The organism is Paracoccus sp. DMF (genome assembly GCF_004407025.1).
Taxonomy (GTDB): domain Bacteria; phylum Pseudomonadota; class Alphaproteobacteria; order Rhodobacterales; family Rhodobacteraceae; genus Paracoccus; species Paracoccus aminovorans_B.
On the sequence record NZ_SOKV02000106.1, the window covers coordinates 1 to 2,826 of the forward strand.

A 2,826-nucleotide genomic window follows, 5' to 3' on the forward strand; every position below is an offset into this window, starting at 1 on the left:
GCTCGACGCCCCAACCGGTCAGTCATTCCCAGAATTTCATCGGCTCAGCAACCCAAGGCCGCGTCCCCGCCCCGCCGCTGCGTCTTCGCTGCGTCGGTGAAGGGGTATCTAGGCCCCGGCGCCCAAGCTTGCAAGCGGAAAAATGCACGCCCCGGCAAGAATTTCATCAACCCCATGATTTAGCGTCATTCTTCTGTCGCAATTCCGGGCAAGGCTGCGGCTCTCCTGCCCGTCGGATAGGCGGAAATCCGAATCGGCTCGCGCGAAAATCGCCTGATTCCAGCGTCCTGGCGACTCGGGTCGCGGCAGATCGGCCGGGAGAAACGAAAAACGCGGCCCCGAGGGACCGCGTTTTCCTGATCGCATCTGCAAAGCGGCTCAGCGCTTCGAGAACTGGAACGAACGACGGGCTTTCGCCTTGCCGTATTTCTTGCGCTCGACGACGCGCGAGTCGCGGGTCAGGAAGCCGGCGGCCTTCAGCGCGGCGCGCAGCGAGGGCTCGTGCAGTTGCAGCGCTTTCGAGATGCCGTGCTTGACCGCGCCGGCCTGGCCCGACAGGCCGCCACCGGCGACGGTGGCATAGACGTCGTACTGGCCGACGACGCCGGCCACTTCGAAGGGCTGGCGCAGGATCATCTGCAGCACCGGACGGGCGAAATATTCCGCGATGTCCTTGCCGTTGACCACGACCTTGCCCGAACCCGGCTTGACCCAGACGCGGGCGACCGCATCCTTGCGCTTGCCGGTGGCATAGGCGCGGTTCAGCGAGTCGCGCTGCGCTTCGCGAACCGGGGCAGCCGCCGGAGCAGCCGTCGCGACCGATTTCAGATCGTCGAGGGTTTTGATGTCTTCGGCCATGGCTTACGCGCTCCGGGTATTCTTGGCGTTCATGGACTTGACGTCCAGGACTTCGGGCTGCTGAGCCTCATGCGGATGCTCGGCACCGGCATAGACGCGCAGGTTGGTCATCTGCTGCTTGCCCAGCTTGTTGCGCGAGATCATGCGCTCGACGGCCTTGGTCACCACACGCTCGGGGTGGGCGCCTTCCAGCACCTGGCGGGCGGTGCGGTGCTTGATGCCGCCCGGGTGGCCGGTGTGCCAGTAGTATTTCTTCTGGTCGCGCTTGTCGCCGGTCATCTGCACCTTGTCGGCGTTGATGATGATGACATTGTCGCCCATGTCCATGTGCGGGGTGAAGGTCGGCTTGTGCTTGCCACGCAGGCGCATCGCCACGATCGAGGCGAGACGGCCCAGAACGACGCCCTCGGCGTCGATCAGGATCCACTTCTTCTCGATCTCCGCCGGTTTCGCGGTATAGGTTTTCATCTGTCGGTCCCTTTGGGGGCTGTAATTCGAGATGGCGGTATATCGGCGAAAGCGGCGCACAAATCAAGCGTGGCGTAGCCGAAATTCCTTATGAAAACCGGGTGCTTGCAAAATAGGTATCTTGATACCGTATCGCAAGCCCCGATATCACGCGGTTTTCGGCGGAATCGAATAGGTCATCGAGCAGCGGGCGACCGGCTCGGCCGTGCCTTCGGAGTAGATCAGGCACTCGCCCACCGCCAGGACGCGGCCCAGCTTCAGGATCCGGCATTCGACCAGCAGGTCGCGCCCGGCCTCGGGCTTGCGCATGAAGTCGATCGAGGCATTGGTGGTCACCGCCAGCGCCACCTCGCCGATCCGCGACAGGATCGCCAGGTAGATCGCCACATCGGCCAGCGCGAACATCGACGGGCCGCTGACCGTGCCGCCGGGGCGCAGATGGCGGTCGTCGACCAGCAGCCGGGCGGTCATCGTGTCCTTGCCCACCGTCTCGACCCGGACCTGGCCCGCGATCTGTGGGAACGCCCGGCCGAGAAACTCGTTCAGCCGCTCGCGATCCATTTGCAATGCCATGCTTTCCCCCTGCCCTGCCGACGGCTAGACTGGACGGCAAGGCCCGGCAAAGGCAAGCCGCGCCGTGACGTCAGGGAGACGAGGATGAAGGACGGAAACCCCGAGCCGCTGGTGCTGCGCGAGGACCAGGACAGGGTCGCGCGGCTGACGCTGAACAGCGCCTCGAACTACAACGCGCTGTCGACGGCCATGATCGACGCGCTGTCGGACGCGCTGGACGAGGTGGCGGCGGATCCGTCCATCCGGGTGCTGGTCCTGGCGGCCCGGGGCAAGGCCTTTTGCGCCGGCCACGACCTGCGTGAGATCCAAGGCGCCCGCGATGACGCGGACGACGGCCGCGCCGCCTATGAGCGGCTGTTCTCGCATTGCTCGGCGATGATGCAGAAGCTGCCTGCCCTGCCCCAGCCGGTGATTGCCGAGGTGCAGGGCATCGCCACCGCCGCCGGCTGCCAGCTGGTCGCCAGCTGCGACATGGCCGTCGCGGCCGAGGGCGTGCGCTTCGGGGTGAACGGGGTGAACATCGGGCTGTTCTGCTCGACCCCGATGGTGGCGCTGACCCGGGCGATCCCGCCGCGCGCCGCCTTCGACCTGCTGGTCACCGGCGATTTCATCGACGCCGCCCGGGCGCGCGAATTGGGGCTGGTCAACCGCGTCGCCGCGCCCGAGGCGCTGACCGACGAGACCATGGCGCTGGCGCGGCAGATCGCCGGCAAGCTGCCGGCCGCCGTGCGCATGGGCAAGCGCGCCTTTCATGCCCAAGCCGGCATGGGCCTGGCCGAGGCCTATGGCACAACCAGCGCGGTGATCTGCGAGAACCTGCTGCGCCCCGACACCGCCGAGGGCATCCAGGCCTTCCTGGAAAAGCGGCCGCCAGACTGGGATTGACGACCGGGACTAGGGTTCGTACTCAATAGGGGATTCCGGTTT

Annotated in this window: 4 protein-coding genes; 1 reads left to right on the plus strand and 3 read right to left on the minus strand. The window is 66.0% G+C overall.

Features of this window, described 5'->3' with window-relative positions:
* Positions 1-378: 378 nt before the first annotated feature.
* From rpsI to E3D03_RS20385, 3 genes are all read right to left on the minus strand, one after another.
* On the minus strand, positions 379-858 hold the full coding sequence (rpsI, locus tag E3D03_RS20375) for a 30S ribosomal protein S9 (protein WP_074969002.1): 480 nt from the start codon (positions 856-858) through the stop codon (positions 379-381).
* Between the two features lie 3 nt (positions 859-861).
* Positions 862-1,326, minus strand: coding sequence for a 50S ribosomal protein L13 (gene rplM / locus E3D03_RS20380; RefSeq protein ID WP_017998496.1), 465 nt, complete (start codon positions 1,324-1,326; stop codon positions 862-864).
* Positions 1,327-1,473: 147 nt separating this feature from the next.
* A complete protein-coding gene (locus E3D03_RS20385; RefSeq protein ID WP_263568465.1) occupies positions 1,474-1,899 on the minus strand; it encodes a PaaI family thioesterase in 426 nt (141 codons plus the stop codon).
* 84 nt (positions 1,900-1,983) lie between these two features.
* Between E3D03_RS20385 and E3D03_RS20390 the strand changes: the two genes are divergently transcribed.
* Positions 1,984-2,784, plus strand: a complete 801-nt coding sequence (locus E3D03_RS20390; protein ID WP_263568466.1) for an enoyl-CoA hydratase — start codon at positions 1,984-1,986, stop codon at positions 2,782-2,784.
* Positions 2,785-2,826: the final 42 nt, after the last annotated feature.